Genomic DNA, 6132 nt, shown 5'->3' on the forward strand with positions numbered 1-6132 from the left:
ATTCACAGGAGGCCTGCATGAGCCAGCGAGGGTTAGAAGCGCTACTTCGTCCTAAATCCATTGCCGTTATCGGCGCATCAATGAAACCGGATCGCGCTGGCTATCTGATGATGCGCAACCTGCTGGCCGGCGGTTTTAATGGCCCCGTCATGCCCGTCACGCCGGCGTATAAGGCGGTTCAGGGGGTGCTGGCATGGCCTGATGTAGCGAGCCTGCCCTTCGTACCGGACCTTGCTGTCCTCTGTACAAACGCAAAGCGTAACCTGGAACTGCTGGAATCACTCGGCAAGAACGGGTGTAAAACCTGCATTATTCTCTCGTCTCCGCCTGAACAGAAAGCCGAGCTTCTGGCCTGCGCCAGCCGCTATCAAATGCGCATCCTTGGGCCAAACAGTCTGGGGCTGCTCGCCCCCTGGCAGGGGCTGAACGCCAGCTTCTCCCCGGTGCCGATCCGCAAAGGCAAACTCGCGTTTATCTCGCAGTCGGCTGCGGTATCGAACACCATTCTCGACTGGGCGCAGCAGCGTGAAATGGGATTCTCCTACTTCATTGCCCTCGGCGACAGCCTGGATATCGACGTTGACGAGCTGCTGGATTTTCTGGCGCGTGACGGCAAAACCAGCGCCATCCTGCTTTATCTTGAGCACCTCAGCGACGCCCGACGATTTGTCTCGGCTTCGCGAAGCGCATCGCGCAATAAGCCGATCCTGGTGATCAAAAGCGGGCGCAGCCCTGCGGCGCAGCGTCTGCTGCATTCGCATTCCGGTATGGATCCCGCCTGGGATGCCGCCATTCAGCGCGCCGGTTTGCTGCGGGTACAGGACACGCACGAGCTTTTTTCCGCCGTTGAAACGCTCAGCCACATGCGTCCGTTGCGAGGCGAGAAGTTAATGATTGTCAGTAACGGTGCTGCCCCAGCCGCGCTCGCCCTTGATGAGCTGTGGCGACGCTTCGGCAAGCTGGCAACGCTGAGTGAAGAGACGCTGCAGCGCCTGAAAGACGCGCTTCCGGGCAGCGTGTCGCCCGGCAATCCGCTTGATTTGCGCGACGATGCCAGCAGCGATCGCTATATCAAGGCGATTTCCATTTTGCTGGATAGCCAGGATTTCGACGCGCTGATGATCATCCACTCCCCCAGCGCGGTCGCGCCGGGCAGCGAAAGCGCGCGTGCGCTCATTGAGGCCGTGCGCAATCATCCGCGAGGCAAATATGTCACCCTGTTGACCAACTGGTGCGGCGAGTTTTCTTCGCAGGAGGCGCGACGCCTGTTCAGCGAGGCCGGACTGCCAACCTACCGCACGCCGGAAGGTACCATCACCGCGTTTATGCATATGGTGGAATATCGCCGCAACCAGAAGCAGCTCCGCGAGACGCCCGCTTTGCCCGGCAACCTGACGGCAAACACCGTCGACGTTCACCGGCTGTTGCAGCAGGCTATTGAAGAGGGCGCAACGTCGCTGGATACGCATGAAGTCCAGCCGATTCTGGGCAGCTACGGGATGCAGACCCTGCCAACCTGGATCGCCAGCGACAGCGCTGAGGCCGTGCATATTGCCGAGCAGATTGGCTATCCGGTGGCCCTGAAGCTACGATCTCCGGATATCCCGCATAAGTCTGACGTTCAGGGAGTGATGCTCTACCTGCGGACGGCGGCAGAGGTCCAACAGGCAGCAGATGCCATTTTCGACCGGGTCAAAATGGCCTGGCCGCAGGCAAGGATCCAAGGATTGCTGGTGCAAAGCATGGCAAACCGCGCTGGGGCGCAGGAATTAAGGGTGGTCGTTGAACACGATCCGGTCTTCGGCCCGCTCATCATGCTGGGAGAAGGTGGCGTTGAGTGGCGTCCTGAGGAGCAGGCGGTGGTCGCGCTACCGCCGCTGAACATGAACCTGGCACGGTATCTGATCATCCAGGCGATAAAAAGCAAAAAAATCCGTGGCCGTAGCGCGCTGCGTCCGCTTGATATTGCCGGGTTAAGCCAGTTCCTGGTGCAGGTGTCTAACCTTATCGTGGATTGTGCCGAGATCCAGCGGCTGGACATTCATCCCCTGCTTGCCTCCGGCAATGAGTTTACGGCGCTGGACGTGACCCTGGATATCGCGCCATTCGAAGGCGACAGGGAGAGCCGCCTGGCGATCCGCCCCTATCCTCTCCAGCTGGAGGAGTGGGTCGAGATGAAAAATGGGGAGCGCGCCCTGTTCCGCCCTATTCTGCCGGAAGATGAGCCCCAGCTGCGGGCGTTTATCTCTCAGGTCACGAAAGAAGATCTTTATTATCGCTATTTTAGCGAAATCAACGAATTTACCCACGATGATTTAGCCAATATGACCCAGATCGACTACGATCGAGAAATGGCGTTTGTTGCCGTTCGTCGCAACGACGAGGGGGATGAGATCCTCGGCGTCACGCGTGCGATTTCTGACCCGGATAACGTCGATGCGGAGTTTGCCGTGCTGGTACGGTCCGATCTTAAAGGCCTGGGTCTGGGAAGACGACTGCTGGAAAAACTCATCAGTTATACGCGGGATCACGGATTATTACGCCTTAATGGCATTACTATGCCTAACAATCGCGGTATGGTGACCCTGGCGCGAAAACTTGGGTTTGACGTTGATATTCAGCTGGACGAAGGTATTGTGGCCTTGTCTCTCAGTCTGACATCAGCGGACAAACGCGAGTAAGCTACTGGAAATGTTACCCACTTTGGACGGGACTGGTGGTATCATTGTCCGCTTATGTTGTTTGCATGGTACAGACAACCCTTCAATGAACAGAGAAGAAACGCACTGTGATGTTGTCAAAATTTAAGCGTAATAAACATCAACAACACCTTGCTCAACTACCGAAGATTTCTCAGTCAGTTGATGATGTAGAGTTCTTTTACGCTCCCGCTCATTTTCGGGAGACGCTTCTGGAAAAGATTGCCAGCGCCACGCGACGCATTTGCATTGTGGCTCTGTATCTTGAACAGGATGAAGGCGGGCGGGCGATCCTGAACGCGCTCTATGAAGCCAAACGTCAGCGCCCGGAACTTGATGTTCGCGTGCTGGTAGACTGGCATCGCGCTCAGCGTGGCCGCATTGGCGCTGCCGCGTCAAACACTAATGCTGACTGGTATTGCCGCACGGCGCAGGAAAACCCTGGCGTTGACGTGCCTGTTTATGGCGTACCGGTGAACACCCGTGAGGCGCTCGGCGTTCTTCACTTCAAGGGGTTTATCATTGATGACAGCGTGCTATACAGCGGGGCAAGTCTCAATGATGTTTACCTTCATCAGCTCGATAAATATCGCTACGACCGTTACCATCTGATCCGTAATCCGCAGATGGCCGATATCATGTTCAACTGGGTTGATAAAAATCTGGTTCATGGCCGTGGCGTTAATCGCCTTGACGATCCCGAGCGTCCTAAAAGCCCGGAAATCAAAAATGATGTTCGCGCCTTCCGCCAGGAGCTGCGTGATGCGGTCTATCATTTCCAGGGCGATGCGAACAACGAAGAGTTATCCGTTACTCCGCTGGTCGGGCTCGGCAAATCCAGCCTGCTGAACAAAACGATCTTCCATCTGATGCCGTGTGCGGAGCAGAAGCTCACCATCTGCACGCCGTACTTCAACCTTCCTGCCGTGCTGGTGCGCAATATCATTCAGCTGCTGCGCGAGGGTAAAAAAGTGGAAATCATCGTGGGTGATAAAACGGCAAACGACTTCTTCATTCCTGAAGATCAGCCGTTCAAAATCATCGGTGCGCTGCCTTACCTTTATGAGATTAACCTGCGCCGTTTCCTGAGCCGTTTACAGTATTACGTTAACACGGACCAGCTGGTTGTGCGCCTCTGGAAAGATGAAGACAACAGCTACCATCTGAAAGGAATGTGGGTCGACGATGAGTGGATGCTGCTGACCGGTAACAACCTTAACCCACGCGCGTGGCGACTGGATCTGGAAAACGCTATTCTGATCCATGACCCGCAGCATGAGTTAGCCGCACAACGTGAGCGCGAGCTGGAGCTGATTCGCACCCATACGACCGTAGTGAATCATTATCGCGAACTGCAGAGCATTGCCGATTATCCGGTGAAAGTGCGCAAGCTTATCCGCCGCTTACGTCGTATCCGTATCGACCGACTGATCAGCCGTATTCTGTAATGTCCAGGCCCTGTTACCAGCAGGGCTTTTTTATGGGGCCCGATGATGCGTATTCCTCTGTTACTGAGCGTCCTCTTCCTCAGCGGCTGTAGTCATATGGCTAACGATAGCTGGTCAGGACAGGACAAAGCCCAGCATTTCCTCGCTTCCGCGATGTTGTCCGCAGCCGGTAATGAATATGCGCAGCATCAGGGCTACAGCCGGGACCGCAGCGCGGCGATAGGGCTGATGTTCTCCGTAAGTCTTGGGGCATCAAAAGAGCTGTGGGATAGCCGCCCCGCAGGGAGCGGCTGGAGCTGGAAAGATTTCGCCTGGGATGTCGCCGGCGCAACGACCGGCTATGCCGTATGGCAGATGGCGCGCTATTAAAGTCTAATGCCTTTCCCTTTGCGATGCAGCATCAGGGAGACCACAAACGCCAGTGCGCCCATTATCGTTACGTACCAGAAGAATGTCGTTTCACTTCCCCATGATTTAAGCGACAACGCAACGTACTCCGCCGATCCGCCAAACAACGCATTAGCCACCGCATAAGAGAGCCCTACCCCTAACGCGCGAACCTGCGCCGGGAACATCTCGGCTTTCAGTATCCCACTGATAGAAGTATAGAAACTGACAATCACCATCGCCAGCATCACCAGCGCAAAGGCAGCATATGGTGAAGAGACATGCTGAAGCGCAGTCAAAATGGGGACGGTGCACAGCGCAGACAGCCCGCCAAATATCAGCATCGACGTACGTCGACCTATTTTATCCGAGAGCGCACCGATAATGGGCTGTATGAGCATAAAGACAAACAGCGCCACGGTCATGACCACGCTGGCGACGTTTGCGTGCATGCCGGTGGTATTCACCAGATACTTTTGCATATAGGTGGTGAACGTGTAGAAACTCAGAGAGCCGCCCGCAGTGAAGCCGAGCACAATGAGGAAAGCCTTGCGGTTACGCCACAACCCTTTGAATGTTCCCGCCTCCTTCAGCGTTCTGACTTCCTTCTGAGAGGTCTCATCTAACTGACGGCGTAGCCAAAGTGCGACAACGGCCAGTACAGCCCCCATCGCGAAAGGAATTCTCCATCCCCAGGCATGGAGTTGTTCGTCCGTCAGGATCTGCTGCAGGATCACCACCACAAGAATGGCCAGCAGTTGACCACCAATCAGCGTAACGTACTGGAATGAGGCGTAAAAACCTTTACGCCCTTCCAGCGCAATCTCACTCATGTAGGTCGCACTGGTACCGTATTCACCGCCCACCGATAACCCCTGGAATAAGCGCGCCAGTAAAAGTAGCGCCGGTGCCCAGGTACCAATCGATTCATATCCCGGTAAGCAGGCGATCACCAGAGAGCCAAAGCACATCATACACACCGAGATCAGCATCGAGGCCTTACGCCCGCGACGATCCGCAATGCGGCCAAACAGCCAGCCCCCTATGGGTCGCATCAAGAAGCCAGCGGCAAATACCCCTGCCGTTTGAAGCAGCTGCGTTGTGGTGTTGCCGGAGGGGAAGAAGATATGTGCGAAGTAGAGTGAACAGAATGAGTAGACGTAAAAGTCGAACCATTCAACCAGATTCCCTGAAGAGGCGCTGACGATTGCCCATACCCTTCTTCGGGTATCACTGTTTGCCAGCGTCCCGTTTGATATCATGCTTTCTGTCATTGTAATTATGCTCCTGCCATTAACAGCGGCGTATTGAGCCTGAAGACTCAATTACCTCGTAAATGAAATGTTATAATTTTGTTATAAACAACATTGAGACAGCGATCACACATTCCATTAGCAGGATAAGGGATTCAGAGAAAGGTCAGAGAGAGAAAGCACAAAGCAAAAAACCCCGCACCTTTCGGTACGGGGTTCTTCTTATTTGATGCCTGGCAGTTCCCTACTCTCACATGGGGAGACCCCACACTACCATCGGCGCTACGGCGTTTCACTTCTGAGTTCGGCATGGGGTCAGGTGGGACCACCGCGCTAAAGCCGCCA

The 6132-nt window shown here is 55.1% G+C and carries 4 protein-coding genes and 1 rRNA gene; 3 read left to right on the forward strand and 2 right to left on the reverse strand.

All coding sequences use genetic code 11. From position 1 onward, the window contains the following. Positions 1-17 precede the first annotated feature (17 nt). From pat to ACJBF3_RS22135, 3 genes are all read left to right on the forward strand, one after another. Positions 18-2681: a protein lysine acetyltransferase gene (pat, locus tag ACJBF3_RS22125; RefSeq protein WP_045326124.1), complete on the forward strand. Its 2664-nt coding sequence runs from the start codon at positions 18-20 to the stop codon at positions 2679-2681. A 110-nt stretch (positions 2682-2791) separates the two neighbouring features. Continuing rightward, the gene (pssA, locus tag ACJBF3_RS22130) at positions 2792-4147 is read left to right on the forward strand and encodes a CDP-diacylglycerol--serine O-phosphatidyltransferase (RefSeq protein WP_023294337.1); all 1356 of its coding nucleotides are present in this window, start codon (positions 2792-2794) and stop codon (positions 4145-4147) included. A 45-nt stretch (positions 4148-4192) separates the two neighbouring features. Further along, positions 4193-4516 (forward strand): YfiM family lipoprotein, encoded by a 324-nt coding sequence (locus ACJBF3_RS22135; protein WP_032659514.1) that lies wholly within the window; start codon positions 4193-4195, stop codon positions 4514-4516. Here the strand turns inward: ACJBF3_RS22135 and ACJBF3_RS22140 are convergent. Then, positions 4513-5808 carry an MFS transporter gene (locus ACJBF3_RS22140; RefSeq protein ID WP_045326125.1) on the reverse strand — a complete coding sequence of 432 codons (1296 nt, stop codon included), beginning with the start codon at positions 5806-5808 and terminating at the stop codon, positions 4513-4515. The genes ACJBF3_RS22135 and ACJBF3_RS22140 overlap by 4 nt on opposite strands. Positions 5809-6018: 210 nt before the next feature. Beyond that, positions 6019-6132, reverse strand: a 5S ribosomal RNA gene (gene rrf, locus ACJBF3_RS22145); the annotation flags it as partial.

This window comes from Enterobacter sp. PP-008-ECC_S150 (genome assembly GCF_045257065.1).
GTDB classification, from domain to species: Bacteria; Pseudomonadota; Gammaproteobacteria; order Enterobacterales; family Enterobacteriaceae; genus Enterobacter; species Enterobacter chengduensis.